The following is a 24774-nucleotide window of genomic DNA, read 5'->3' on the forward strand; positions in this document are numbered from 1 at the left end:
TATCGCGGCGTGCTTCCGGGTGGTGGCTATTCGGCATAGCCGCTCGAGCGACGGGGCGGAGGCCTTAGACCCACTCGCCGCCGGCCATGACTGCCGTCACCCGAAGTTCACGGTCCAGCACAACGAAATTGGCGTCGTAGCCGGCCCGCAGCTCACCCACAGCAGAAAGCCCGAGGGCGCGCGCCGGCGTGGCCGACGTCATCCGCACCGCGGCGGCCAGCGCCGCATCCAAACCGGGCGCGGCCACCTGACGAAAGAGCGCATCCATGGTGGCGGTGCTGCCGGCGATCGTCGACGTTCCACGCACCCGCGCCACGCCGGACGCGACGTCGATCGCGACCGTGCCGAGCCGAAACGCTCCATCGTCGCAACCGGCCGCGGCGATCGCATCGGTGACCAAAGCGACCCGCTCGGGACCGGCGCCCTCGATCACCGCGCGCACCACCGCGGGATGCACGTGCACGCCGTCGGCGATCAGCTCGACGGTCACCCGCTGGTCTTGCAGCAGCGCCAGCGCGGGCCCGGGGTCGCGATGATGCAGCGGCGGCATCGCGTTGAACAGATGCGTGCCGACGGTCGCGCCCATATCGAGGGCGCGGCAAGCATGTTCGTACGTCGCGTCGGTATGTCCCACGGCGACAACGACTCCCGCGTCGAGGAAGCGCCGGATCGCCCACTCGCTGCCAGGCCGTTCGGGTGCCAGCGTGACCATCCGAATGGTGCCGTCGCCCAAGGCTAGTAACGCGTCGATCTCGGCCGGGTCGGGATCGCGCATAAGCGAAGGGTCATGTGCGCCACAACGTCCCGGGCTAAGCCACGGCCCCTCCAGATGGATGCCCGCGACGACGCCATGGCGGGTCGCCTCGGCCAACGCCCGCACGCCGGCAATCAGTTCCGAGGGTCCGGCGGTGACCAGGCTGGCCAGCGTGGTGGTGGTGCCGTGGCGCCGGTGGAACCCCGCAGCGGCCGCGATACCGTCGGCCGACGTGTAGGAGGCACCGCCACCGCCATGCACATGCATGTCGATAAACCCTGGCACCACAACGGAATCGGGGAAGGCGGCGTCGACGGGCGCGGGCGGCTCACCGGCCCCGCAGTTGGCGATCCGCCGGCCAGAAATCTCCAGCCAGCCCGGCCGGCACACCTGTCCGGATAAAACCACGGTCCCCGCGCTGACTACGGCCATCGGCCGCCGTTCTCCCAGAAGTGCCGGATCTGCTCGAGCTGGCGGCCCTTGGTCTCCGGCGCATACCGGTAGACGAGCACCAAGGCGGCGACGGCGACACACCCGAACACGGCGAAAGTTCCTGCGCCGCCGAGTGAATGCGTCATCGTCAGGAAACTGGCGGCGATGATCGCGTTGGCGGTCAGGGTGAACGTCAGCATCGTGCTCGACCCGGTCGACCGCAGGCGAGTGGGGAAGGCCTCTCCGGCGTACACCCAAACCAGTGAGCCGAAGCCGAAATTGAAGCCGACGAGGAACACCAACACGCCGACGACCCCGTACATCACGGCGAACCTGCCCGCGTAAGCGCCCATCAGCAGCGCGTCGGCGACGACCATCATGGCGATGCCGCACAACAGGACTGGGCGCCGGCCCACCCGGTCGACAAGGAATATCGCGGCGCACACGGCCACCACGGCGCCTATCTGCAGCAGTGCCGGCACCCCCAGCTTCGCGAAATTGCCTTGGAAGCCCATGGTTTCGAACAACCGCGGGCTGTAGTAGATGATCGCGTTGATGCCCGAGATCTGCGAGAGCACGCCGAGCGTGATCACGAAAACCGTCGCCCGCAGATACGGCCGCCGCAGCATCTCCGACAGCCCGCTCGTGGCGGGGCCTTTGGCCGCGTCGAGGGCGCCGGTGATCTCGGCCAGCTCCGGTTCGACGCCGGCCTCGGACGACACGCGCAGCAGGGCCCGGCGGGCGTCGGCGACCCGGCCCTTGAGCACATACCAGCGCGCGGTCTCCGGAAGCCGCATCAACAACGGCAACAGCAGCGCCGCGAGGATGGCGGCCAGCCCGAAGATCCAGCGCCAGCTGTGCGTGTCGGCGAGCAGGTAGGCGGCCAGGTAGCCGAGGATGATCCCGCCGACGATGGCGAGTTGATAGGCGGTTCCTAACGCGCCGCGCAACGCGGCCGGTGCCAGTTCGGCGACGTACACCGGGATCACGACCACCGACACCCCGATGGTCACCCCGATCAACAGCCGGGCCGTCAGCAGCATCGGCATCGAGACCGAGAGCGCGTCGAGCAACGCGAACAGCGCAAAGCACACGGCAATCAGCACCGTCGACCTTTTTCGCCCCATCGCATCGGCGAGCCTGCCGCCGACGAGCGCCCCGCCGATCTGGCCGAGCACCGCCATCGTCGTCAACAGCTCTTGCTGGGATGTCGTCAGACCGAATTGGTCGGTGATGAACAGCAGCGCCCCGGCGATGCACGAGAGGTCGTAACCATAGAGCAGCCCGATACTGGCCGCGATCAGCGCCGGGAGGCCGACCGACAGTCTCCGACGCACCTCAGCGCTCAGCAGACCCGGGTCTTCAGCAGCGCGATCACCTTCGCGGGATCCTCGGGAGTTATGCACGGCTTGAACCAGCGGCCCAGCTCGAGGATCAGCAGGGTCTGTTTGGTCGCGCGCTGCACATCCCGCGGCAGCCGGTAACGCGACATGCGCCGGGTGAACGACGCCCAGCCCACCGGCTTGGCCCTGATGCCGCGAATCTTGTTGTAGGCGACGCGCTTTGGTGTGGAAAGCAGGAAGTAGTAGCGCCGGATGGTGATGCCGTCCTCGTCGAGCACCAGGCCGGCATCCTCGTACAGGGCTTCGGTCACGTCGATACGCTGTCACAGGCAGCGCGAGCCGGTCAACGAATAGAAAAGTTTCTCAGTTTTGCGGCCGGCGGTTCATCGAGCGCGCGACCATGATCAACGCGAACACGATGATCGTGCCGGCCACCGCCACGCCCACCCGCACCGGCAGCGCCTCGGCCGACGACATCAGGCCCGCGGCGTCGACGTTGACCTGCCGGGCCGCGGGATCCGTCGGCTTGGGCAGCAACGACGGATCGGGCTCGATCAGCGTCCCGACCTGGGTGCCCTGCGGGGTGCCGAAGCCGTAGTCCAGCAGGTGTGCGGCCTGCTCCCAGGGCGCGATCGGCTGCCGGGTGCCATGCAGCAACACCGCCATCAGCCGTCGCCCGTTGTGGTTGGCGGCGCCGACGAAGGTCTGGCCGGCGTCGTCGGTGTAGCCGGTCTTGCCGCCCAGCGCGCCGGGATAGTTGTAGAGCAGCTTGTTGTCGTTTTCCAGCTCATAGCCGGGGTGGTCGCCGTGGCCGGGGAAGTCGAAGGTGCGGGTCGCGACGATGTCGGCGAAGGTGGGGTTGCGCCACGCGTATCGGTAGAACAGGCCGATGTCGTAGGCCGAGGTGCTCATGCCGGGCCCGTCCAGTCCCGACGGCGTCGCCGCCCTGGTGTCCTTCCCGCCCAGTTTGGCGGCGAGCACGTTGATCTTCTCCAGCGCTTGCTCGATGCCGCCGAGTTGCATGGCCAACGCGTGCGCGGCGTCGTTGCCGGAGTGCATCAGCAGGCCGTGCAGCAGCTGATTGACGGTGTACGTGCCGCCGTCGTCGACGCCGACCTTGGTGCCCTCGGCGGCCGCGTCGTCGGCGGTCCCGACGACGGACTTGTTGAGCGGCAGCGCGTTGATTGACGCCATCGCGACCAGCACCTTGATGACGCTGGCGGGGCGGTGCCGGCCATGCGGGTCGCGCGCGGCGATGACCGCGCCGCTGTCCAGGTCCGCCACCAGCCAGGCCTCGGCGGAGACATCGCCCGGCGGCGGCGCCGTGTTGGGCGCGGTGATGACGTCGCAGCCACTCAGCGCCTCCCCGCCGACCGGCTTGGCCGGCACCGGCAGCGGCAGCGGCGGGTCCCCGGCCGTCGGCACCTCGGAGGAGTCCACCGCCTTCGGCGTGGCCTCCCGGTACGGGCAACTCGGTGGGCCCGCGTTGGGCCCGGGGCTTGGCTCGGCCCGGGCGGCGGCCAAACCGGGCCCGAGCGCCAAGAAAGCGGCCGCGAACAGGCATGATGCCGAACGTAGGAAGCTCATTGTCTGTGCAGATTAGGCGATCGGGCACCCGATTGCGCGGAGCCGCGCTGTGACTGCTGAGGCGGATGTTGTCGCAAAGTCGCCCCGACGCGCCCCGCGCGGCAAAGTCGGGCAGAGTACAACCGTGCGATCGGTCAAGGGCTTGCTCAAGCAGGTGGAGAAGGCGACCCAGGTGCGGCGCCCGGGACTCGACGGGGTGCTGGCCGAGCTGACGCAGCACCGCGACGCGGCGTCCGATCCGGATCTGCGAGCGGCGCTCGACCGGCTGTGCGAGGTGGTCGCGCGGTTCCTGCGCAATCCGGGCCCGGGGCACAACGGCGACCTGCTGGTGGCGAGCGACGCGGTCAAACGGCGACTCGCGGCGACCGAGCACGCCGAGCCCGGTCGCCGCTTTACAGCGAGGTGGCTGCCAGGTCGACGGAAGCGACCGCCGGGAAGCTGATCGTGCCCAGCCACAGCCTGCCGGCCGCCTCGACGAGACCGGTGGCCGAGCCGAAGTCGGGATGCGTGGTGCGCAGGCCCGCGACGGCCGCGCCGCTGTCGGGATCGAACGCGACCGCCCAGATTTCCGGCTTGATCTTCGGTTGCAGCCGTTCGGGCAGGCGCCACACCACCTTGCGGATGATCGGGGCGCGCGGGAACAGGGATTCCAGCGCCGGGTTCGCCTCGGCGACCAGCGCGGCCCAGATGCGGCCGTCGGCGCCGGTGGACAGGTTGTCGGGCATTCCGGGCAGGTGCACCGCCAACGGCGTCACCGATCCGGCCCGCGGCCCGGTCAACCAGAACTTCGACAGCCGGCGTGCCTGCGTCTCGGCGAACACCAGCGCCGACCCGTCGGCGGTCGGCGTCACCCCGTTGGCGAAGTACAGCCCGTCGGCCAGCGTGGTGACGGTGCCGTCCGTGCCGAGCCGGTACAGGCCGCCGGTTGCGCGGGCCTCGACGATCGGGGCGGTGTAGTGCTCGAAATGAAAGTCGCTCGTTGATTCGGTGAAATAGATTGTGCCGTCGGCTGTTTCGGTGACGTTCGAGCAGAACTTGAGCCGTCTTCCGCCGACCGATTCGACGAGGACGTCCAGGGCGCCGCTGGCCGGGTCCAGCGCCAGCAGGCCGCGATGGCTGTCGCAGACCAGCACCCGGCCGTCGCGGGCGACGTGCAGACCCAGCGGGCGCCCGCCGGTGTCGGCCACCACGGTGGGCTCGCCGCCGTCGGCCGGCAGCCGCACGATGCGCCCGTCCTCCAGGCCCGTCCACAGCCGGCCGGCCGCGTCGACGACGACGTCCTCGGGCCCGTTGCCGGGGACCGGGACCACGGTGATCGCCGGGGCCGGCAGGTGCGGCAGCGGGTCGACCGGCGGCGGCTGCCACCGGACCGGGTTGATGCGTGGCTTCGGCATGGCTAGACCCTCTCTCGGCTCAGCACCGCGCGCACCATCGATTCGATGGCGTCGAACTCGGCCTGACCGCTGATCAGCGGCGGGGCCAGCTGGATGACGGAATCGCCGCGATCGTCGGTGCGGCAATACAACCCGGCCTCCAACAGGCCCGACGACACCCGGCCCAGCAGCGCGCGGCGTTCCTCGTCGGTGAAGGTCTGTTTGGTCGCCTGGTCCTTGACCAGTTCGATGCCGAAGAAATACCCCTCGCCGCGGACGTCGCCGACGATGGGCAGGTCGTACAGCTTCTCCAGGGTGGCGCGCAGCGCCGGCGACTGTTGGCGCACGCGGTCGTTGAGGCCCTCACGCTCGAAGATGTCCAGGTTCGCCAGCGCGACGGCCGTCGACACCGGGTGACCGCCGAAGGTGTAGCCGTGCGGGAACATGGTGTCGCTGTCGTGGAACGCGTCGAACAGCCGGTCGCTGGCGATCATCGCGCCCAGCGGCGAGTACCCCGACGTCAGGCCCTTGGCGCAGGTGATCATGTCGGGCACGTAGCCGAAGTCGTCGCAGGCGAACATCGACCCGATGCGGCCGAACGCGCAGATCACCTCGTCAGACACCAGCAGCACGTCGTATTCGTCGCAGATCTCGCGGACTCGTTCGAAGTAGCCCGGCGGCGGCGGGATGGACCCGCCGGCGTTCTGCACCGGTTCCAAGAACACCGCGGCGACGGTGTCGGGGCCCTCGAATTCGATCGCCTCGGCGATGCGGTCGGCGGCCCACCGGCCGAAGGCCTTCGGGTCGTTGTGGAACGGTTCGGGCGCGCGGTAGAAGTTCGTGTTCGGCACCCGGAAGCCGCCGGGCGTCACCGGCTCGAACGGCGCCTTGTACTTCGGCAGGCCGGTGATCGCCAGCGCGCCCTGAGTGGTGCCGTGGTAGGCGACCGCGCGCGAAATCACCTTGTGCTTACCGGGTTTGCCGATCAGCTTGAAGTACTGCTTGGACACCTTCCACGCGGTTTCGACGGCCTCGGTGCCGCCGGTGGTGAAGAACACCCGATTCAGGTCGCCGGGTGCGTAGCGGGCCAGGCGCTCGGAGAGTTCGACCGCCGTCGGGGTGGCGTACCCCCAGAGCGGGAAGAACGCCAGCGTTTCGGCCTGCCGGGCGGCCGCGGCGGCGAGCTCGGCGCGGCCGTGACCGACCTGCACCGTGAACAACCCCGACAACCCGTCCAGGTAGCTCTTGCCGCGGTCGTCGTAAATGGTGACGCCCTCGCCGCGAACGATGACGGGCGGGCTGAACCCCGGGCCTTGGCGGGCGAAATGCAGCCACAGATTTCTAGTCATGGTGTCCGCGAGCGTAACGCCCCTGCGAAAGATCGAGCCGAAAATCGCAGTGGGGTTACGTTCGCGGGAGTACCGCTAGGCTGGCCGCATGACCTCCACCCAGGTCAGCGAATTCGAGGCCCTGCGGCCGCATCTGATGGCGGTCGCCTACCGGGTGACCGGGACCGTGGCCGACGCCGAGGACATCGTCCAGGAGGCGTGGCTGCGCTGGGACGCGCAGGAGCGCGCCGCCATCGTCGACCTGCGGGCCTGGCTGACCACCGTCGTCAGCCGCCTCGGCCTGGACCGGTTGCGCTCGGCGGCGCACCGGCGGGAGGCTTACACCGGCAATTGGCTGCCCGAACCGGTCGTCACGTCGTTCGGGGAGGATGATCCGCTTTCCGCCGTGGTGGCCGCCGAGGATGCCCGATTCGCGGCGATGGTGGTGTTGGAGCGGCTCAGCCCGGACCAACGGGTCGCGTTTGTGTTGCACGACGGGTTCGCGATGCCCTTCGCCGAAGTGGCGGACGTGCTGGGCACCAGCGAGGCGGCCGCCCGTCAGCTTGCATCGCGGGCCCGCAAGGCCGTCTCCGCCGAGCCGGCACCGAAACCGGATCCCCGCCACAACGAGGTGGTCGGCAGGCTGATGGCCGCCATGGCCGAAGGCGACCTGGAGGCCGTGGTGGCGTTGCTGCATCCCGACGTGACGCTGACCGGTGACGCAAATGGCAAGGCGTCCACGGCAATTAACGTTATCCACGGGGCCGACAAGGTGGCCCGGTTCATGTTCGGCCTGGCCCGCCGCTACGGCCCGGCGTTCTTCACCCGGAATCAGCTGGCATTCATCAACGGCGAACTCGGTGCTTACTCAACAGGTTTCGCCGGTACCGACGGGCATCGCGATATGTCGCCGCGGATCACCGCCATGACGGTGCGCGACGGAAAGGTCTGCGCCATCTGGGATATCGCCAACCCGGACAAGTTCACCGGGTCCCCGCTGCGGCAGTCTTGAGGCCCGCTCGCAGGGCCGCGGCGGCCTCGGCGGCGGCTTCGGCGAACCGGCCGCCGAGGCCGACGAGGTTGAGGTAGCCATGGGGCAGGTCGGGCTGGTGGCCCAACACAACCGGGACTCCGGCGGATCGCAGGGTGTCCGCATATGCCTGGCCGTCGTCGCGGAGGGGGTCGAAACCGGCGGTGGCGATGTACGCCGGCGCCAGGTCGCCCACCTTGCCGTGCAACGGCGACAGCCGGGGATCGCGCAGGTCCGTCCCCGGCGGCAGGTAATTGGCCAGCACCTGATCGAGGTCCTGTTCGGTGATAGTGGAGCCCTGGCCGAACAGCTCACGCGAGGGCCGGCGAGTACCGATGTCGGTCGGTGGATACATCAGCAACTGAAACGCCGGAACCGCACCGCAGCGTTGCGCCGCCTGTTGCGCGGTCACCGCCGCGAGATTGCCACCCGCGCTGTCGCCGCCGACCGCGATGCGATCGGGGTCCGCGCCCAGGTCCGCGGCGTGGCGATGCGCGTGTCCGAACGCGGTGATGGCGTCCTCGACGGCGGCGGGGAACCGGTGTTCGGGGGCGCGTCGGTACTCAACCGACAGCACCCGCACCCCTGCGTGGTAGGCCAGGAAGCGGGCGACCGGGTCGTGGCTTGCGCGCGATCCCATCGTGAATCCGCCCCCGTGGTAATACACCAGCAGCCCCGACGGCTCCGGCAGATCGGCGGTGGTGTACAGGGTGGCGGGGATGTCACCGTGGTCGGCGGTGATCAGCACTTCTCGCGCCGCAATGGGAGCGGGCGATTCGTACCCGATGATCAGCGCGAGTCTCTCATACTGTGCCCGCGCGTTTTCGATAGTCGCGCCCGAATCCGTAGCGCCCGAAAGGTTTTTGACGCGGATTGCCAATTGTGCGTCCCGCGCGAGTTCCTGCCCGTCGATCCGCATCGGCGGCCCCGCCAACAGCCGGCGTACCGGTGCGGGCAACGCAAAGAGGGAGCGGACCACCGCGGCTTTGGTTCGCACGCCTAGCGGTGCTGTCATGAGAATTCTCCGTTCGCTTCGTCGGTTTGTCTTGTGCAGACGCTGATCTCCTCAGCGTGGACCAACCGCGACCGGCCTACTTGAACGAAACCGTCAGATCCGTAAGTCTCGAACCGATCGCGCGAAGTCGATCGGAGCCGCCCCCGCCATCTCCCAGCACACCCGGTTGGCGTGCGAGCCGTCGGCGAACCCGGCCAGGTGAGCGGCATCGGTCACCGAACGGCCGTCGGCCAAATGGTTGACGGCGGTCACCAGGCGCGCCCACCGGATGGTGGCCGAGAACGAAACACCGGTCTGCCGTTTGCACAGTCGCCCAAGATAATCCGGCGACAGCGCAACGATCCTCGCGACCGAGGCCACGTCGACCGGGTGCGGCACCTGGCTCGACACGACGTCAATCGCGTGGCGCAGTTGGGGGTGAACCGATGCCGGCCTATCGGGTCGGCTGTCATGGGAACCGCAGAGCTGGTCGACAAGAAACTCGGCCGCGGCTTGTGGGCCGTCGGTGGCCAGGGTTGCGGCCGTCGCATCGGCCAGTTCCTTTGCGTCATCGGCGATCCAGATGCCGGTATCCCGACAGTGGTTGCGGCACAGTGTGTTCAGGGCGACCCCCTGCGGCGCATGAGGGCCGATATAGAGCGTCAGGGCGGTTGATGTCGGATCGGATCGAACGGCATGGCGTACACCGCTACCGATAACGACGAGTCGGCATTCGTCGTGCACGCCGTCGGCGCGGGTGAGGGTGAGCGGCGCCTGTCCGGCCAGCGTGATCTGAACCGCGGGGTGGTGGTGAAGCGCTAGGTCGGCGAACGCGCCGGCGACCAACAGCCGACCCGGTCCAAGGTCCCATACCCGCATGTCGGCACCGTCGCGCTAGCGGGGAGCCGGCGACGCATCGCTGGCCCACGGAACCCGGCACGCGTCACCGGAATTGAAGCCCTGCTCGGTGATGCCCAGCGCCGAGTTCATCCGCGCCCGCATGTTCTCCAACCCGATCTGGTAGGTCAGCTCGATCACCCCGGCATCGCCGAACCGGGCCCGCAGGTCGGCGACCTGCTCGTCGGTGACGGTGTGCGGGTCGGTGGTCATCGCGTCGGCGTAGGCGATGGCGGCGCGTTCGTCGTCGGTGAACGCCGGTGAGGTGGCGTAGTTGTCGATCTCTGTGAGCCGCTCCACGTCGAGGCCGTCGAGGCGCTGCAGCATGGATCCGAAGTCGACACACCACGAACAGCCGATCTGGCGCGCGGTCCACAGCACCGCCAGCTCACGCACGCTGGCCGGCAGTGCGCGCGAGGCGCGCTCAACCATGGTCTCGTGCACCGCGCTGGCGATCAGCAGAGCGCGGTGATGGGCGACGACCGCGAACGGTTCGGGCACTTGGCCATAGCGCCGCTTGGCGACCCGGTACATGGCGCGCGTCATCAGCCCGGCGCGTTTCGGGGGTAGGGGTTCGATACGGGTTTTGGTGGTCATGCCCCATAGACGACGCAGCTCGGCGCAGTGTGACGGCGTCGTCGTGCGGATAATTTCGCCGACGCAAACCGGCCGGCCCGCGCCGGTCGGATTGATAGCATCCGGGCACCACTTCGTTTGCTCGAAGGAGGCTTGCGGTGGACGGAGTGGGAGGCTCGGTCGGGGTGGAGGGCTCAGAGGGCGAGACCTTCGGGCGCTATCGGTTGCTCAAGGTGCTGCGGTCGGGCAGCACCGGCACGGTGTACCAGGCCCACGACACGATGATGAGCCGCGACGTGGCCGTCAAGGTCCTGCTGCCCGAGTTGGTTGCCGAGCCCGGCTACCAGGAGCGGTTCCGGCGGGAAGTGTCCATTGCGGCCCGGCTCAACGATCCGAACATCATCCCGATCTACGACGCCGGCGACATCGACGGGCGGCTCTATCTGGTGATGCCCGCCGTCGTCGACGGCATCACCGTGAAGGATCTGCTGGACCGCGACGGGCCCATGCACCCGTCGGTGGCGGCGCGGGTCATCGTGCAGGCCGCCTCCGGACTGGAAGCCGCCCACGTGGCCGGGCTGGTGCACGGCGATGTGAAGGCGTCGAACCTGTTGGTGGGCGGCGCATTCGTGTACGTGATCGATTTCGGCGTGGCACCGACTGGCACCGACGACGCCGATGCCCGCACCGACATCTACGCCCTGACCGCCGTGCTCTACGAGTGCCTGACGGGCCGGCCCGCGGTCACCGGCGACGACGGGCCGCCCAAACCCACCGATATCGACCCGTCCATTCCGGTGGGTTTCGACGAGGTGATCGCCCGCGGCATGGCCGAAAACCCCGACGACCGCTATCAAACGGCCCGCGAGTTGTCCGCGGCCGCGCACAACGCCCTGACCGCCCTCCCCGTCCCCGCGCGCGGGGAGGCGCCGGCAACCGAGGTGGAGTTCGGTCGCTATCGGCTGTTCGAGAAGCTCGGCCAGGGCAGCATGGGCGCGGTGTATCGGGCCCACGACACCGCGCTGGACCGGGACGTGGCCGTCAAGCTGCTGCAGCCGGAACTGGCCGCCGAGCCGGGCTTTCAGGAGCGCTTTCGCCGCGAGGCCTACGGCGCGGGCCGGCTGGCCAACCCGAACATCATCCCGATCTACGAGACGGGTGAGATCGACGGGCGCCTGTATTTCGTGATGCCGATCGTCGACGGCGTCGATCTGAACAAGGTGCTCAAGCGCGACGGGGCGATGAGCCCGCAGAGGGCCGTGCGGGTGGTCGAACAGGTGGCCGGGGCGCTGGATGCGGCCCACAAGTCCGGCCTGGTGCACCGCGACGTGAAGCCGTCGAACTTGCTGATGGTCGGCGAAGACTTTGTGTATCTGATCGATTTCGGGCTGGTGCATGAGGCCGATGCCGGTCGCCTCACGATGACGAACGTCGCCCCGGGAAGCCCGGCGTACATGGCCCCGGAGCGCTTCGGCTCCGGCAAGAACGTCGACGCCCGTGCCGATGTGTACTCGCTGGCCTGTGTGCTCTACGAGTGCCTGACCGGACGGTTGCCGTTCAGCGGTGGCGGTGTGGAGGGGTTGGCCGCCGCCCATCGCGGGTCCGAGCCGCCGAAGCCCAGCAGCTTCAACCCCGCGATTCCCGTCGGGTTCGACGCGGTGATCGCGCGAGGCATGGCCAAGGAACCGCAGGACCGCTTCCAGTCGGCCCGTGAACTGGCCGTCGCTGCCCGCGCCGCCCTCACCGATTGTTCCGACGGCTCCGTTCAGGCCGCGCCAACCGTAATCCGCGACGCCGCGACGTGGGAGGCGGACACCGCACCCGCGATGTCGTCGGCGCGTACTCGTCGCCGCGGAATTCTGACCGCCGCCGCGGTGCTAGCGGTTGCGGTAATCGCCGTAACCGCGTTCTTGCGAATCACCCATCGGTTCCCGTTTCATTCGGCCCCGCCGCCGGATCAGGTCGTGCTGGCGTTTGCCGGTCTGGACAACCCCCAAGAGGTCGCGGTGGATGCGAAGGGAGACGTCTACGTCACCGACACCGGCAATAACCGGGTGTTGGAACTGGCCGCGGGCTCGACCAACCAGGTCGTGATACCGCTGGCCGGCCTGGAGCAGCCCGCCGATATTGCGGTCGACGATGCCGGTGACTTAGAGGTCACCGAGCCCGCTCGTCACCGGGTGATACAGCTGACGGCCGGGACGACCAACCCGATCGTGCTGCCGTTCACCGACCTCGGCGAACCCACGGGTGTGGCGCTCGATTGGCACCAGCCCAGCAGCGAACGCGCCGTCGTCGTCACCGACTCCGCGCGCAACCGGGTGGTGCAGCTGCTCGGGAATTCCACCACGCAGACGGAGCTGCCGTTCGTCGGCCTGGCGGGGCCCTCGGCGGTGACGGCGGCTCGCGACGGCGCCCTCTTCGTCATCGATCGGGACAACGAGCGGGTGCTGAAACTGCCTTGGGCGGGCAGAGTTCCGACCGTGTTGCCCTTTGTGGTCGGGCATCCGGAGGACGTCGCCGTCGACACCGGCGGAAACGTGTACGTAACCGACAGCGGCGACAACCGCGTCATGGCGTTTATGAAGGCCTCCCACACATCGAAAGTACTGCCGTTCAACGGACTTAATCATCCCCAGGGCATCAGCGTTGACCCCGCAGGGAATGTCTACGTCGTCGACACGGGCAACAACCGCGTGCTGAAGCTGCCGCCGAGCTAGGCCGTCTGCTCGCGCAAGGTCAGCGCGAGAACAGCAGCGCGCGCTTGACCTCTTGGATCGCCTTGGTGACCTCGATGCCGCGCGGGCAGGATTCGGTGCAGTTGAAGGTGGTTCGGCAACGCCACACCCCGTCGACCTCGTTGAGGATGTCGAGGCGCTCGGCGGCGGCCTCGTCGCGGCTGTCGAAGATGAAGCGGTGCGCGTTGACGATCGCCGCCGGGCCGTAGTATTGGCCCTCGTGCCAGAACACCGGGCAGCTGGTGGTGCAGCACGCGCACAGGATGCATTTGGTGGTGTCGTCGTAGCGGGCGCGGTCGGTCGGGCTCTGAATCCGTTCGCGCGTAGGCGGATTGCCGGTGGTGATCAGGTACGGCTTGATCGCGCGGTAGGCGTCGAAGAACGGCTCCATGTCGACCACGAGGTCCTTCTCCACCGGCAACCCGCGGATGGGTTCTACCGCGATGGTGAGTGGCTTGCCGGGCTTGTCGGGAAGCAGGTCCCGCATCAGGACCTTGCACGCCAACCGGTTGACGCCGTTGATCCGCATGGCGTCCGACCCGCATACCCCGTGGGCGCAGGACCGCCGGAACGTCAGCGTGCCGTCGAGGTAGCCCTTGATGTAGATCAGCAGGTTGAGCAGCCGGTCACTGGGCAGACACGGCACCCGAAAGCTTTGCCAGCCACCGGTTTCCGCGTACGCGTCGGGTTGGTCGGGGTTAAACCGGGCGATCTTCACCGTCACCATCACCGCGCCCTCCGGGACCGGTGGCAGCGGCGGTTCCAACGTTTCGACCTCTGGCTCGGCGGACTCGGCGCTCATCAGTACTTCCGTTCCTTGGGTTCGTAGCGAGTCTGCACGACGGGCTTGAAGTCCAGCGCGATGTCGCTGAGCAGATCGGTGCCCTGTTTGTAGGCCATGGTATGACGCATGTAGTTGACGTCGTCGCGGTTCGGGTAGTCCTCGCGCGCATGCCCGCCGCGGGATTCCTTGCGGTTCAACGCGCCGACCACCGTGACTTCGGCCAGCTCCAGCAGAAAACCCAGCTCGATCGCCTCCAACAGGTCGCTGTTGTACCGTTTTCCCTTGTCGTGCACCGTAATTCGGGCGTATCGCTCCTTCAAGGCATGGATGTCGGTGAGCGCCTGCTTTAACGTCTCCTCGGTGCGGAACACCGCGGCGTTGTTGTCCATCGACTGCTGCAGGGCGCCACGGATATCGGCGACGCGCTCGGTGCCGTGCTCGGACAGGATGTCGGCGACCCAGCCGACGACCATCGCCTCCGGCTGCGGCGGCATGTCGACGAAGTCGTGGCCGCGCGCATACCCGGCGGCCGCGATGCCGGCCCGGCGGCCGAAGACGTTGATGTCCAGCAGCGAGTTGGTGCCCAGCCGGTTGGCGCCGTGCACCGACACGCACGCGCACTCGCCCGCGGCATACAGGCCCGGGACGGTGGAGGTGTTGTCCCGCAACACCTGTCCGGTGACGGTGGTCGGGATGCCGCCCATCACGTAGTGGCAGGTGGGGTACACGGGAACGAGCTCGTGCACCGGGTCCACGCCGAGGTAGGTGCGGGCGAACTCGGTGATGTCGGGCAGCTTGGCCTCCAGCACGTCCTCGCCGAGGTGGCGCACATCGATGTAGACGTAGTCCTTGTGTGGGCCGGCGCCGCGGCCCTCCAGGACCTCCAAAACCATTGAGCGGGCGACGATGTCGCGTGGCGCCAGGTCGACGATCGTCGGCGCGTAGCGCTCCATGAACCGCTCGCCCTCCCCGTTGAGCAGCCGGCCCCCCTCGCCGCGCACGGCCTCGGAGATCAGGATGCCCAGCCCCGCCAGGCCGGTCGGATGGAATTGGTGAAACTCCATGTCCTCCAACGGAAGTCCCTTACGGAACACGATGCCGATGCCGTCTCCCGTCAGCGTGTGCGCGTTGGAGGTCGTCTTGTACATCCGGCCCGAACCGCCGGTCGCGATCACCACGGCCTTGGCGTGGAAGACGTGGATCTCGCCGGTGGCCAGCTCGTAGGCGACCACGCCGGTGGCGACCGGCCCCGTCGGGGTCTGCGTCAAAACCAGGTCCAGCGCGTAGAACTCGTTGAAGAACTGCACATCGTGGCGCACGCAGTTCTGGTACAGCGTCTGCAGAATCATGTGGCCGGTGCGGTCGGCCGCGTAGCAGGCCCGGCGCACCGGCGCCTTGCCGTGGTCGCGGGTGTGCCCGCCGAAGCGGCGCTGGTCGATGCGGCCCTCGGGGGTGCGGTTGAACGGCATCCCCATCTTTTCCAGGTCGAGCACGGCGTCGATGGCTTCCTTGCACATGATCTCCACCGCGTCCTGGTCGGCGAGGTAGTCGCCGCCCTTGACGGTGTCGAAGGTGTGCCATTCCCAGTTGTCGTCTTCGACGTTGGCCAGCGCGGCGCACATGCCGCCCTGCGCGGCGCCGGTGTGGCTGCGGGTCGGGTACAGCTTGGTCAGCACCGCGGTACGGACGCGCGGGCCCGCCTCCACCGCGGCCCGCATCCCGGCGCCGCCCGCGCCGACGATCACCACGTCGTACCGGTGTTGCTGAATCACGTCAGCCTCCGACATTCGGGTCGAACGTCAGCAGCACATAGGTGCCCAGCACCAGCGTGAACCCCATCGACAACAGCAGCAGGCTGTTGAGCCAGAACCGGGTGCTGTCCTTGCGGCTGTAGTCGTCGATGATGGTGCGCAGGCCGTTGCCGCCGTGGAATTGGGCCAGCCACAACAGCGCCAAATCCCAGAATTGCCAGAACGGCGACGCCCAGCGCTGCGCCACATAGTTGAAGTCGATGCGGTACACGCCGTCGTCCCACATCAGCATGATGAACAGGTGTCCGACCGCCAGGACAAGCAGCGCCACCCCGGAAAAGCGCATGAACAGCCAGGCGAACTTCTCGAAGTTGGGAATGCCGGCACGCCGGCGCGGCGAGCGGGGATTGTCCAGGCTGGCCGGGCGGTCGTGGAAGCGTTGCCGCACCGGCGCGGTCTGGCCCCGTCCGAGTTGCAGGTCGGGGCTGCTCATCGCACGTGCTCCCAGATATGAATGCCGGTGACCACGCCGGCGGGAACCATCAGCAACAGGAAGACGATGCCGACGATCAGGAACATCAGCCGCTGGTGGCGCGGGCCCTGCGACCAGAAGTCGATCAGGATGATCCGGATCCCGTTCAGCCCGTGGAAGAGCACGGCGGCGATCAGGCCGTACTCCATCACGCCGACGAGCGGCGTCTTGTAGTCGCCCACCACCGCGTCGTACGTTTGCGGGCTCACCCGCAGCATCGCGGCGTCCAGGACGTGGACGAACAGGAAGAAGAAGATCGTCGCACCGCTGATGCGGTGCAACACCCACGACCACATGCCGGGGTCTCCGCGGTACAGGGTGCGCGGTGGTCGCCGCTTGCGTGCTGATGCCGGATCCACGGTTGGGGCCTGATTGCTCACCGAGTTATCACCGCCTAAGACCGCCCCGGACCGCCTTATCAACTAAAGCCGGGCAATCGAGCTTAACGTGACACGATGCTGTTCGGATGCACGCGATACCAGCGAAAAAGATCGGCAACCGGTGGGTTGTCGCCGAGTTATGGTTGCGGGATGCCTGATGAACGGGTCGGGGCGTGATCGATATGTCGCGTGACATTGATTGGAAGATGCTGCGGGACAAGGCGATACAGGCTTCGGCTGGTGCATACGCGAAGTATTCGGGGTTCCGGGTGGGGGCGGCGGCCCTGGTCGACGACGGCCGGGTGGTCACCGGCTGCAATGTGGAGAATGTCTCATATGGCCTTGGTCTCTGCGCCGAGTGCGGCGTGGTGTGCGCGCTGCATGCGACCGGCGGCGGCCGGCTGGTGGCGCTGGCCTGCGTCGGCCCGGACGGGGCCGCGCTGATGCCGTGTGGGCGGTGCCGTCAGGTGCTGTTGGAGCACGGCGGGCCCGAGCTGCTGATCGACCATCCGAGCGGGGCGCGCCCGTTGGACGACCTGTTGCCCGACGCCTTCGGTCCTGAGGATCTAGCTCGGGAACCTTCTTGACCGACTTGGGGTTCGACGCGCCGACGGTGATCCGGACCAAGCGGGACGGCGGCCGGCTATCGGACGCCGCCATCGACTGGGTCATCGACGCCTACACCGACGGCCGGATCGCCGAGGAACAGATGGCGGCGCTGTTGATGGCGATCTTTTGGCGCGGCATGGACGGCGGTGAGATCGCCAGGTGGACAACGGCGATGCTGACGTCGGGGGAGCGGATGGACTTCCCGTTCGTCACCGTGGACAAGCATTCCACCGGCGGGGTGGGGGACAAGACCACGGTGGCGTTGATACCCGTCGTCGCGGCGTGCGGCGCGGTGGTGCCCAAGGCGTCCGGCCGGGGGCTGGGCCATACCGGCGGGACGCTGGACAAGCTGGAAGCCATCGCGGGCTTCAGCGCCGAGTTGTCCCCGCAGCGGGTGCGCGAGCAATTGAGCGACGTCGGTGCGGCGATCTTCGCCGCGGGGCAGCTGGCGCCCGCCGACAAGAGGTTGTACGCGCTGCGCGATATCACCGCGACGGTCGAATCGCTGCCGCTGATCGCCAGCTCGGTGATGAGCAAGAAGCTGGCGGAGGGCATCGATGCGCTGGTGCTCGACGTCAAGGTCGGCGCCGGCGCCCTGCTCAAGTCCGAGGCGGCCAGTCGTGAACTCGCGCAGACCATGGTGGAGCTGGGCGCCGCGCACGGGGTGCCCACCCAGGCGTTCCTGACCGACATGAACGGCCCGCTGGGCGCCGCCGTCGGCAATGCGCTGGAAGTCGCCGAGGCGATCGACGTGCTGGCCGGGGGCGGGCCGCCGGACGTGGTGGAACTGACCTTGCGGCTGGCCGAGGCGATGCTCGAGCTGGCCGGCGCGCAGGCCCGTGATCCCGCCCAGACGCTGCGCGACGGCACCGCGATGGACCGATTCCGCCGCCTGGTCCGCGCGCAGGGCGGCGACCCGTCGGCGCCGTTGCCACGCGGTGCATGCTCGGAGAACGTGATCGCCTACCGTAACGGGACGATGGCCGATATCGACGCGATGGCCGTGGGCCTGGCAGCGTGGCGGCTCGGCGCGGGCCGGTCCCGCCCGGGCGAGCGGGTCCAAGCGGGCGCGGGTGTGCGGATCCACCGGCGCGCCGGGGAACCCGTCGTCGCCGGCGAACCGGTATTCACCCTGTACACCGACACCCCGGAGCGCTTCGAGGCCGCGTTGGCCGAACTGGACGGCGGGTGGAGCATCGGCGATACCGGCGACAGCGCGCCGGGGACCAGACCACTCATCATCGATCGGATCAGCTGATGACGTCGCTGTCGCTGGAGCAGATCAAGCAGGCGCCCAAGGCACTGCTGCACGATCACCTCGACGGCGGGCTGCGGCCGGCCACCGTGCTGGACATCGCCGACCAGCTCGGCTACGACGGGCTGCCCGCTACCGACGCCGACGAGCTGGCAACCTGGTTTCGCACCCAGTCGCACAGCGGCTCGCTGGAGCGTTACCTGGAGCCGTTCTCGCACACCGTGGCGGTGATGCAGACGCCCGAGTCGCTGTACCGCGTCGCCTACGAATGCGTCGAAGACCTGGCCGCCGACTCGGTGGTGTACGCCGAGGTGCGGTTCGCCCCCGAACTACACATCGACCGGGGGATGTCCTTCGACGAGATCGTCGATTCCGTGCTGTTGGGTTTCGCCGCCGGTGAGCAGGCCTGCGCCGCGGCGGGCCGTCCCATCACGGTGCGCCTGTTGGTGACGGCGATGCGGCACGCCGCGGTGTCTCGCGAAATCGCCGAGCTGGCAATCCGATTCAGAGACAAGGGCGTGGTCGGGTTCGACATCGCCGGCGCCGAGGCCGGCAACCCACCCACCCGGCACCTGGACGCCTTCGAGTACATGCGAGACCACAACGCGCGCTTCACAATTCATGCGGGGGAGGCATTCGGGCTGCCGTCCATTCATGAAGCGATCGCGTTCTGCGGTGCCGACCGGTTGGGCCATGGGGTGCGGATCGTCGACGACATCGACGTCGTCGACGGCCCCAAGGGCAAGATCATCAGGCTGGGTCAGCAGGCATCGATCTTGCGGGACAAGCGAATTCCGCTGGAGCTGTGTCCCAGCTCGAACGTGCAGACCGGCGCGGTGAGAAGCATCGCCGAGCATCCGTTCGACCTGTTGGCCCGGGCTCGCTTCCGGGTGACCGTCAACACCGACAACCGGTTGATGAGCGACACCACGATGAGCGTGGAGATGCATCGTCTGGTCGAGGCGTTCGGCTACGGCTGGAGTGACCTGGAGCGGTTCACCATCAACGCGATGAAGTCGGCGTTCATTCCGTTCGACCAACGGTTGGCGCTCATCGACGACGTGATCAAGCCGCGCTACGCCGTGTTGATCGGCTGATTATCAGTGGTGCCAGGGGCACAGATCGTTGATGGCGATCGTGACGACCTGCGTGGCCCTGTCGGGCCCCAGCCCCGGATTGTCGGCCAAGAAGTTGTTCGCCATCTCCTGGGGGGTGAGGCCGCCGTCCATCAGGCCGCACATATCCAGGGCCTGATCCACGGCCACCGTGTTACCCCGGGAGTCCCTGAGACCGGCCGCATTGATGTCGGCCACGAACGCACGGATCGCGCAACCCCGGGTGGGCTGTCCCGGCACGGGGACGCATCCCGGCGGCGGAGCGGCATTCGCGCCGGGGACGGCCGTGGAAGCTGCGACCGCCAGGACGGCAGCACCAACCGTCGCAACCCTCCGCGGCGCGATCGCCGCCCAGATGATGCCGACACCATTTGCCATACCGAGAGCCCCTTAGCGAGAAACGATGTGGTCAATTCCTAGGCCAGCTATTCTCCGGCCCGCCGAAAACAGTAGACGTAGTCAGGTGAAATCGCCGGGCAATTTTGGAAAACATCTGGCTTAGCGCAAGGAGGGGCTAGCGGCGGAATTTCGCGCGCAGCGATGCGAACCCCTGCAGCGTGTTGTTCAGCAACGGGACTGGGTCGGCGACCTCGATGCGGGCGACTTCGGGGATCATCGCGTGCAGCAGCGCGTGCATTTCCATTTTGGACAGGTGCATGCCGATGCAACTGTGGGCGCCGAAACCCCAACCGAGGTGGGTGCCTTTTCGGTGCAGCGAGAAGACCTCGGGTCGGTCGAATTGGGTTTCGTCCATGTTGGCCGACGCGTAAAGCAACGCCACCCGCTGACCGCGGCGCAGGGTGGTGCCGTCGATTGCGGTGTCCTGCTTGACCACTCGCGTGAATCCGCGCACCGGCGAGCAGAGCCGAATCGCCTCCACCGTGGCGGCCGGCACCAGGGCGGGATTGCTGCGGAGTTCTTCCCAGGCGTGGGGGTTGCTGCCCAGGCTCCACAGCAGTTGGGCCGCTCCCAGGATCGTGGTGTCCAGGCTCGGGCCGATGAAGTCGAGCACCATGGCCTTGGCCTCCGCCTGGCTCACCGTGCCCTCCCGGCCCGCCTTGAGCAGGGCTGCCGCCCAGCCGCCGGGCTTCGCGTTCCCCGGACGAATGGACCGCGCGTAATACCAGAAGCGCAACCCGTCCGGCATCGCCGCCAGGGCGCGCAGGTTGGCCGGGCCCAACGTGTCGAACCCGGCGCGGCCGTATTTGCGCATCCGGATGTGGTCGATGTCGACGCCGACCAGATCGGCCACAACCCGGATGGGAAGGTGCGCGGCGAATTCGGAAACGCCGTCGAAATCGTCGCGCGCGCATAGCTTGTCGATGAGCGTGGCCGCCTCGGCGTGCAGCAGCGGATCGACGGCACACAGCGCCTTGGCCGAAAGCGAATGCCACAGTTGCTGGCGCCGCTTGATGTGAGCTTCGCCGTCACTGGCCAGGGTGGTACCGGCCGTCAGCGCATTGGTCAACGGATTGGCGGCGACACCGCGGCCGCTGACGAAGTTCTGATCGTCGCCAAGGGCCTGGCGGACATCGCAATAGCGGCCCATGACCCAGAGCCGGTTTTTGGGCAGCCACACGGCGGCGCCGGCGTCGCGGATGCGGCGGTAGGTTTCAACGGGGTTGGCCAGCGCTTCCCTGCCGTAGAGATCGAGCGACAACGTCGGCGCCCCGGTCGCAGTACCACCGCGCAACATGTCGACTATTGAAGCTTGACGCCGGGCCGCGCGGCCATAGGTTGGTGAGGTGAAGTTGCCCCTGCTGGGGCCCGTGTCGCTGACGGGCTTCCAGAACGCCTGGTTCTTCTTGTTCCTGCTGATCGTGCTGCTGGTCACGGGCGCCTACGTCGCGCTGCAGTTTGCCCGCCGGCGGCGGGTGCTGCGGTTCGCCAACATGGAGGTGCTGGCGCGGGTCGCGCCGGCCGGCCCGGGCCGGTGGCGGCATGTGCCGACGATCCTGCTGGTCACCTCGCTGGTGCTGCTGACCACGGCGATGGCCGGGCCGACGTCGGATATCCGGATTCCGCTCAACCGCGCCGTCGTGGTGCTGGTCATCGACGTCTCGGAGTCGATGGCGGCCAACGACGTGCCGCCCAGCCGGCTGGCCGCAGCGAAGGAGGCCGGGAAGCAGTTCGCCGACCAGCTCACGCCGGCGATCAACCTCGGATTGGTGCAATTCGCCGCCAACGCCACGCTGCTGGTGCCGCCGACGACCAACCGGGGCGCGGTGAAGTCGGCGATCGACGGCCTGCAGCCGCTGCCGAAGACCGCGACGGGTGAAGGCCTCTTCACCGCGCTGCAGGCCATCGCCACCGTCGGCGCGGTGATGGGCGGCGGCGAAGGCCCGCCGCCGGCCCGCATCGTGCTGGAATCCGACGGCGCCGAGAACGTCCCGCTGGACCCCAACGCGCCGCAGGGCGCGTTCACCGCGGCCCGGGCCGCCAAGTCCGAGGGCGTGCAGATCTCCACGATTTCCTTTGGGACGCCGTACGGCACCGTCGTCTACAACGGCGCCACCATTCCGGTTCCGGTCGACGATCAAACCCTGCAGAAGATCTGCGAGATCACCGACGGCCAGTCCTTCCACGCCGACAGCCTGGAATCGCTCAAAGAGGTCTACACGACGCTGCAGAAGCAGATCGGCTACGAAACCGTGCGCGGCGACGCCAGCGCGGCCTGGATGCTGCTCGGCGCGGTCGTCCTGGCCGGCGCCGTGCTGGCCGGCCTGGTCCTCAACCGCAGGCTGCCGGCCTAGCGCTCACTCACCACTCGAAGGCGGAGGTTCGTGAAAGTTCTGCTAGCACAGGCACTTCTGGGAGCAATGTTCGCTGTCGCCGCCGCTTCGAAGCTGGCGGATCGTGACGGGGCGCGGCGGGCAATCGCAGCCGTCGGGGTTCCGCGCCGGACCGCGGCGGTCGTGGGTTGGGGGCTGGCCTGCGCCGAGTTCGCAGTCGCACTGGCACTGCTCGCGGGAGTGTGGCTCGCGGGACGGGCGACCGGGTACTCGGCCGTCGCCGCCACGGTGGCGTTGGTCATGCTCACCGGGTTCAGCGCGGTGGTGCTGGCGAGCCTGGCCCGCGGCCGGGCGCTCGAATGCCACTGCTTCGGCCGGCTGTCATCGGGACCGGCGGGCTGGTCAACGCTGGCCAGGAACGCGTTCTTCGCGGCGCTGGCCGTGTTCGTCGCGCTGCATGGTCACTTCGGCGGGCCGCTGGCCGCTATCGCGATCGCCATGCTGGCGCTGTGGCTGGGGCCGGCGTTGTACGCGCGCTGGACCGCACGCCCGGGCGCCCCGGCGGCCGACCTGGCATTGCCCGACCGGGCGGGGCACATCTGGACCCTGGACCGGCTGCAAGAGGACCGCCGACCGCTGGTTCTGGTCTTCAGCCAACCGGGATGCGGCGCTTGCGATGCCCTGCTGCCCGAGGTCCTCGGCTGGCAGCGCGACCTGCCCGGGCGCATCACCGTCGCGGTGATCAATGCCGGTGCGGCGAGCGACGCGGTGCCGCTGGAGCTCGTCGACGAGCGTCGGGCCGCGTTCGCCGCCTATCACATCACCGCTACGCCCAGCGCGGTCCTCATCGACGCCGGCCGCAGGCTGGACGCGGCGAGCGGGGCCGGACCCATCCGCGAACTCGTCGACCGCGCGGTGCGGCTTTCTACGCAGAGCACGTTCACCCGGCGCGGCCTGCTGCGTCGTGCGTCGGCCGGCTTGGCCTCGGCCGGCGTTCTTCCCGTCGCCGCGGCGTGCGCAGCAGATCACCCGAGCAACGCCAAAGCCCTTCAGGTCGAGGACGTTTGGATGTGCGAGCAGACCTTCGCGCTGTGCACCACCGCGCCGTGCGTGCCCTCGCCCACCGATCCCACCATTTCGGTGTGCGATTGCGTCGTCGTCAACGGCAACTCGATCGGATCGAAAAACTGCACCGAACGGGCGCAATCCGGCAGCAAGATCCGGTCGGCCTTCTCGACGGTCAACATCAACACCAACTTCGCGGTGCTCAGCTGCCCGTCCGCGGCGCCCTGGGCGAACTGCCTCGACGTGGAATGCGAGATCGATCCCCGCAACCCGGCCCGCGCCAAGTGCCAGTGCGTGACGGTGAAAACCGGCCCGTCGATCACGTTCGGCGGCGGCTGCGACACCGCCACCTGCACCTCGACGATCTGGTCGGCCGCCAGCCCGGAGATGTATCAGGCCGGCATGCGGCAGCTCCGAACGGCGATGGATCGGGTGGGCAAGCCGGTCACCTTTCCCCCGCCCTGCCCCGCGAAATAGGGGAAGAGCGGCTAAGTCGGCAGCCGTCGATTGATCAACAGCGACAACCCCGCGGCGACGATCGCGGCGATGACGCCGAGGCGCAGCCATCCCGCGCTCCCGGGGCCCGGCACGATGCGGTACCCGATCTCGTTCTCGATGGCGTTGTAGCTCTTGTTCAGTTCGTCAATGTTGGTGGCGGAGTAGGACTTTCCGCCGGACAGCTTGGCGACGTTCTTCATCTGATCCGTCGACACCGGGACGGCGACGCGTTGCCCGTTCATGACGATGTCGCCGTTCTTGGTGCCGAAGGCGATCGTCGAGATGGGCACCCCGTGATCCTTGGCCAAGCGCGACGCCGTGAAGACACCGTCGTGCGGATCGTTGGGGTCGGTGGGCCGGTTCTCCCCGCCGTCGGACAGCAGCACGATGCGCGCCGGCGGCGGCGTGTCGCCACCGGCCACGGCGGTGGCTTCGATCGCGTGCAGGGCGGTGAAGATGGCCTCGCCGGTCGCGGTGCCGTCGCCGAATTGCAGGTTCTTTAACGCCTCGGTGGTCGCCTGGTGTTGCGGGGTCGGGGGGACCAGCAGGTAGGGCGTGCCGGCGAACCCGACCAGGCCGAGGTTGATGCCGGGCGTCAGCTGCTTGGCGAATTGGGTGGCGGCGTCCTCGGCGGCCTTGAGCCGGGTGGGGGCGACGTCGGTGGACCGCATGGAATTGGACATGTCGATCACCAGCATGATGACGGCGCGGTTGCGCGGGATGCGCATGTCATGGGTGGGGGTGGCCAGCGCCACGGTGAGCAGTAACAGGGCGAGCAGCGACACGGCGATCGGGAGATGCCGCCACGGCGACTGCGGGACCGGGGCCTCGGTGAACCGGTGCAGGCGGCGCCGGCGGCGGGCCTGGACGGCGACGTACACGCCGAGCAGCGCCAGCGGCACCACGGCGAACAGCAGCATGCCCGGGCGTTGAAACCCGTACAGCGGCAGTGGGCCGATTCCGGGAAGCGACACTCGGCACACCTTCCCGTTGACAGCGTT

General features: G+C 68.3%; 23 protein-coding genes and 1 pseudogene. 8 read left to right on the top strand and 16 right to left on the bottom strand.

Annotated elements, in window-relative coordinates:
• Positions 1-64 precede the first annotated feature (64 nt).
• Genes nagA through G6N66_RS03950 form a run of 4 tightly spaced genes read right to left on the bottom strand, consistent with a single transcriptional unit; the run spans position 65 to position 4116 of the window.
• A complete protein-coding gene (nagA, locus tag G6N66_RS03935) occupies positions 65-1186 on the bottom strand; it encodes an N-acetylglucosamine-6-phosphate deacetylase (protein ID WP_085231550.1) in 1122 nt (373 codons plus the stop codon).
• Positions 1177-2538, bottom strand: coding sequence for a sugar porter family MFS transporter (locus G6N66_RS03940; RefSeq protein WP_372515620.1), 1362 nt, complete (start codon positions 2536-2538; stop codon positions 1177-1179). The genes nagA and G6N66_RS03940 overlap by 10 nt, the downstream gene beginning before the upstream one ends.
• The gene (locus tag G6N66_RS03945; protein WP_085231549.1) at positions 2532-2840 is read right to left on the bottom strand and encodes a hypothetical protein; all 309 of its coding nucleotides are present in this window, start codon (positions 2838-2840) and stop codon (positions 2532-2534) included. The genes G6N66_RS03940 and G6N66_RS03945 overlap by 7 nt, the downstream gene beginning before the upstream one ends.
• Before the next feature lie 52 nt (positions 2841-2892).
• Entirely contained in the window at positions 2893-4116 is a 1224-nt protein-coding gene (locus G6N66_RS03950) for a D-alanyl-D-alanine carboxypeptidase family protein (protein WP_085231548.1), read from the bottom strand.
• A 124-nt stretch (positions 4117-4240) separates the two neighbouring features.
• Here G6N66_RS03950 and G6N66_RS03955 point away from each other — a divergent pair, with 124 nt between their 5' ends.
• Positions 4241-4558 (top strand): hypothetical protein, encoded by a 318-nt coding sequence (locus G6N66_RS03955; protein ID WP_232079199.1) that lies wholly within the window; start codon positions 4241-4243, stop codon positions 4556-4558.
• On the opposite strand, the gene G6N66_RS03960 is transcribed toward G6N66_RS03955, so the two are convergent.
• Positions 4509-5510, bottom strand: a complete 1002-nt coding sequence (locus tag G6N66_RS03960) for an SMP-30/gluconolactonase/LRE family protein (RefSeq protein ID WP_085231547.1) — start codon at positions 5508-5510, stop codon at positions 4509-4511. The genes G6N66_RS03955 and G6N66_RS03960 overlap by 50 nt on opposite strands.
• Before the next feature lie 2 nt (positions 5511-5512).
• Positions 5513-6838, bottom strand: coding sequence for an aspartate aminotransferase family protein (locus tag G6N66_RS03965; RefSeq protein WP_085231546.1), 1326 nt, complete (start codon positions 6836-6838; stop codon positions 5513-5515).
• 88 nt (positions 6839-6926) lie between these two features.
• On the opposite strand from G6N66_RS03965, the gene G6N66_RS03970 reads away from it, so the two are divergent.
• Positions 6927-7829, top strand: a complete 903-nt coding sequence (locus G6N66_RS03970; RefSeq protein ID WP_085231545.1) for a sigma-70 family RNA polymerase sigma factor — start codon at positions 6927-6929, stop codon at positions 7827-7829.
• Here G6N66_RS03970 and G6N66_RS03975 read toward each other — a convergent pair.
• From G6N66_RS03975 to G6N66_RS03985, 3 genes and pseudogenes are all read right to left on the bottom strand, one after another.
• Complete coding sequence (locus tag G6N66_RS03975; RefSeq protein ID WP_085231544.1) at positions 7801-8862, bottom strand: alpha/beta hydrolase; 1062 nt, start codon at positions 8860-8862, stop codon at positions 7801-7803. The two genes, G6N66_RS03970 and G6N66_RS03975, sit on opposite strands and share 29 nt — an antisense overlap.
• 93 nt (positions 8863-8955) lie before the next feature.
• Positions 8956-9720 (bottom strand): helix-turn-helix transcriptional regulator, encoded by a 765-nt coding sequence (locus G6N66_RS03980; RefSeq protein ID WP_085231543.1) that lies wholly within the window; start codon positions 9718-9720, stop codon positions 8956-8958.
• A 15-nt stretch (positions 9721-9735) separates the two neighbouring features.
• Positions 9736-10368: pseudogene (locus tag G6N66_RS03985) on the bottom strand (carboxymuconolactone decarboxylase family protein); the annotation flags it as partial.
• Positions 10369-10472: 104 nt separating this feature from the next.
• Here G6N66_RS03985 and G6N66_RS03990 point away from each other — a divergent pair.
• Complete coding sequence (locus G6N66_RS03990) at positions 10473-13034, top strand: serine/threonine-protein kinase PknD (RefSeq protein ID WP_085231541.1); 2562 nt, start codon at positions 10473-10475, stop codon at positions 13032-13034.
• A gap of 19 nt (positions 13035-13053) precedes the next feature.
• On the opposite strand, the gene G6N66_RS03995 is transcribed toward G6N66_RS03990, so the two are convergent.
• The 4 genes from G6N66_RS03995 to sdhC are packed head-to-tail and all read right to left on the bottom strand — an operon-like array spanning position 13054 to position 16415.
• A complete protein-coding gene (locus G6N66_RS03995) occupies positions 13054-13854 on the bottom strand; it encodes a succinate dehydrogenase iron-sulfur subunit (protein WP_085231540.1) in 801 nt (266 codons plus the stop codon).
• Positions 13854-15608 (bottom strand): succinate dehydrogenase flavoprotein subunit, encoded by a 1755-nt coding sequence (gene sdhA, locus G6N66_RS04000; RefSeq protein WP_085231577.1) that lies wholly within the window; start codon positions 15606-15608, stop codon positions 13854-13856. Before sdhA ends, G6N66_RS03995 begins: the two co-directional genes overlap by 1 nt.
• A gap of 1 nt (position 15609) precedes the next feature.
• Complete coding sequence (locus G6N66_RS04005) at positions 15610-16080, bottom strand: succinate dehydrogenase hydrophobic membrane anchor subunit (RefSeq protein ID WP_085231539.1); 471 nt, start codon at positions 16078-16080, stop codon at positions 15610-15612.
• Positions 16077-16415: a succinate dehydrogenase, cytochrome b556 subunit gene (gene sdhC, locus G6N66_RS04010; RefSeq protein WP_232079457.1), complete on the bottom strand. Its 339-nt coding sequence runs from the start codon at positions 16413-16415 to the stop codon at positions 16077-16079. The genes G6N66_RS04005 and sdhC overlap by 4 nt, the downstream gene beginning before the upstream one ends.
• 266 nt (positions 16416-16681) lie before the next feature.
• Between sdhC and G6N66_RS04015 the strand changes: the two genes are divergently transcribed.
• Genes G6N66_RS04015 through G6N66_RS04025 form a run of 3 tightly spaced genes read left to right on the top strand, consistent with a single transcriptional unit; the run spans position 16682 to position 19460 of the window.
• The gene (locus G6N66_RS04015) at positions 16682-17086 is read left to right on the top strand and encodes a cytidine deaminase (protein WP_085231537.1); all 405 of its coding nucleotides are present in this window, start codon (positions 16682-16684) and stop codon (positions 17084-17086) included.
• Positions 17083-18366 carry a thymidine phosphorylase gene (locus G6N66_RS04020; protein ID WP_085231536.1) on the top strand — a complete coding sequence of 428 codons (1284 nt, stop codon included), beginning with the start codon at positions 17083-17085 and terminating at the stop codon, positions 18364-18366. The genes G6N66_RS04015 and G6N66_RS04020 overlap by 4 nt, the downstream gene beginning before the upstream one ends.
• The gene (locus G6N66_RS04025) at positions 18366-19460 is read left to right on the top strand and encodes an adenosine deaminase (protein ID WP_085231535.1); all 1095 of its coding nucleotides are present in this window, start codon (positions 18366-18368) and stop codon (positions 19458-19460) included. Before G6N66_RS04020 ends, G6N66_RS04025 begins: the two co-directional genes overlap by 1 nt.
• A 3-nt stretch (positions 19461-19463) precedes the next feature.
• Here the strand turns inward: G6N66_RS04025 and G6N66_RS04030 are convergent, their stop codons facing one another.
• Together G6N66_RS04030 and G6N66_RS04035 are read right to left on the bottom strand one after the other, a co-directional pair.
• Entirely contained in the window at positions 19464-19856 is a 393-nt protein-coding gene (locus tag G6N66_RS04030) for a DUF732 domain-containing protein (protein WP_085231534.1), read from the bottom strand.
• A 136-nt stretch (positions 19857-19992) separates the two neighbouring features.
• Positions 19993-21174 carry a cytochrome P450 gene (locus G6N66_RS04035; protein ID WP_085231533.1) on the bottom strand — a complete coding sequence of 394 codons (1182 nt, stop codon included), beginning with the start codon at positions 21172-21174 and terminating at the stop codon, positions 19993-19995.
• 49 nt (positions 21175-21223) lie between these two features.
• Here G6N66_RS04035 and G6N66_RS04040 point away from each other — a divergent pair, with 49 nt between their 5' ends.
• Positions 21224-22231, top strand: a complete 1008-nt coding sequence (locus G6N66_RS04040; RefSeq protein ID WP_085231532.1) for a VWA domain-containing protein — start codon at positions 21224-21226, stop codon at positions 22229-22231.
• Positions 22232-22261: 30 nt separating this feature from the next.
• Positions 22262-23752 (top strand): MauE/DoxX family redox-associated membrane protein, encoded by a 1491-nt coding sequence (locus G6N66_RS04045; RefSeq protein WP_332107688.1) that lies wholly within the window; start codon positions 22262-22264, stop codon positions 23750-23752.
• An 11-nt stretch (positions 23753-23763) separates the two neighbouring features.
• On the opposite strand, the gene G6N66_RS04050 is transcribed toward G6N66_RS04045, so the two are convergent.
• Complete coding sequence (locus G6N66_RS04050) at positions 23764-24747, bottom strand: VWA domain-containing protein (RefSeq protein WP_085231530.1); 984 nt, start codon at positions 24745-24747, stop codon at positions 23764-23766.
• Positions 24748-24774: the final 27 nt, after the last annotated feature.

This window comes from Mycobacterium conspicuum (assembly GCF_010730195.1).
GTDB lineage: Bacteria > Actinomycetota > Actinomycetes > Mycobacteriales > Mycobacteriaceae > Mycobacterium > Mycobacterium conspicuum.

Coding starts and splice junctions, on each gene's coding strand:
- nagA (WP_085231550.1), bottom strand. CDS start 1,186: ATGGCCGTAGTCAGCGCGGGGACCGTGGTTTTATCCGGACAGGTGTGC.
- G6N66_RS04005 (WP_085231539.1), bottom strand. CDS start 16,080: ATGAGCAGCCCCGACCTGCAACTCGGACGGGGCCAGACCGCGCCGGTG.
- G6N66_RS03970 (WP_085231545.1), top strand. CDS start 6,927: ATGACCTCCACCCAGGTCAGCGAATTCGAGGCCCTGCGGCCGCATCTG.
- sdhC (WP_232079457.1), bottom strand. CDS start 16,415: ATGTGGTCGTGGGTGTTGCACCGCATCAGCGGTGCGACGATCTTCTTC.
- G6N66_RS03975 (WP_085231544.1), bottom strand. CDS start 8,862: ATGACAGCACCGCTAGGCGTGCGAACCAAAGCCGCGGTGGTCCGCTCC.
- G6N66_RS03965 (WP_085231546.1), bottom strand. CDS start 6,838: ATGACTAGAAATCTGTGGCTGCATTTCGCCCGCCAAGGCCCGGGGTTC.
- G6N66_RS03980 (WP_085231543.1), bottom strand. CDS start 9,720: ATGCGGGTATGGGACCTTGGACCGGGTCGGCTGTTGGTCGCCGGCGCG.
- G6N66_RS04015 (WP_085231537.1), top strand. CDS start 16,682: ATGTCGCGTGACATTGATTGGAAGATGCTGCGGGACAAGGCGATACAG.
- G6N66_RS03950 (WP_085231548.1), bottom strand. CDS start 4,116: ATGAGCTTCCTACGTTCGGCATCATGCCTGTTCGCGGCCGCTTTCTTG.
- G6N66_RS04035 (WP_085231533.1), bottom strand. CDS start 21,174: ATGTTGCGCGGTGGTACTGCGACCGGGGCGCCGACGTTGTCGCTCGAT.
- G6N66_RS03960 (WP_085231547.1), bottom strand. CDS start 5,510: ATGCCGAAGCCACGCATCAACCCGGTCCGGTGGCAGCCGCCGCCGGTC.
- G6N66_RS04030 (WP_085231534.1), bottom strand. CDS start 19,856: ATGGCAAATGGTGTCGGCATCATCTGGGCGGCGATCGCGCCGCGGAGG.
- G6N66_RS04025 (WP_085231535.1), top strand. CDS start 18,366: ATGACGTCGCTGTCGCTGGAGCAGATCAAGCAGGCGCCCAAGGCACTG.
- G6N66_RS03995 (WP_085231540.1), bottom strand. CDS start 13,854: ATGAGCGCCGAGTCCGCCGAGCCAGAGGTCGAAACGTTGGAACCGCCG.